The sequence below is a fragment of the Shewanella aquimarina genome, from assembly GCF_023349185.1.
Classification (GTDB): Bacteria; Pseudomonadota; Gammaproteobacteria; order Enterobacterales; family Shewanellaceae; genus Shewanella; species Shewanella aquimarina.
Window position 1 is genome coordinate 1 of record NZ_JAKIKY010000038.1, and the last position, 610, is coordinate 610.

The 610-nt window shown below is 42.8% G+C and carries 2 tRNA genes; both read left to right on the forward strand.

Annotation, left to right across the window (positions count from 1 at the left end):
* The first annotated feature begins 147 nt into the window (after nt 1-147).
* Nucleotides 148-224 (forward strand) — tRNA-Ile (locus tag L2731_RS19500).
* Between the two features lie 115 nt (nt 225-339).
* Nucleotides 340-415: transfer RNA gene (locus L2731_RS19505), tRNA-Ala, on the forward strand.
* Nucleotides 416-610 lie beyond the last annotated feature (195 nt).

Consider the following 610-nt stretch of genomic DNA (forward strand, 5'->3'; position numbering starts at 1 on the left):
GAGCAAAGATATACACGTCTATTTAGACGCTGTTAATTTGTTTCAGCGCTAGGCGTTTGAGTTGCGAACGAAAGAATGTAGATAGCTACATGACTGAGTGAGTAATGAAAAACAACAACGCGATGGAGCAAAGAAACAAGTATAAATGGGTCTGTAGCTCAGCTGGTTAGAGCGCACCCCTGATAAGGGTGAGGTCGGTGGTTCAAGTCCACTCTGACCCACCAATTCTTCGTTGATTCTGCGTTATGTATTTCGTCGTTTAGCAGGCTAAACGTCCTCAATACATGCCTTGTTTCAACTCGAATTGGCAATGGTATACTTTGTTCGCTGCATGTAAATGGGGCTATAGCTCAGCTGGGAGAGCGCCTGCCTTGCACGCAGGAGGTCTGCGGTTCGATCCCGCATAGCTCCACCATTTGCTCTTTGATGAGAGCATGCAGTTTAGGTTAGAGATGCCAAAGATAAATGCAGAATTTATCTTTGGCTTTTTTAAGCCCGCTCTTTAAAAATTTGGAAAGCTGATAGTAATAACCGAAAGGTTATTGCGAAAATAATTGAGTTCTCAAAACACACTTTAATCAAGTGACTTGAGTATTCTTTTGGCGAAAGT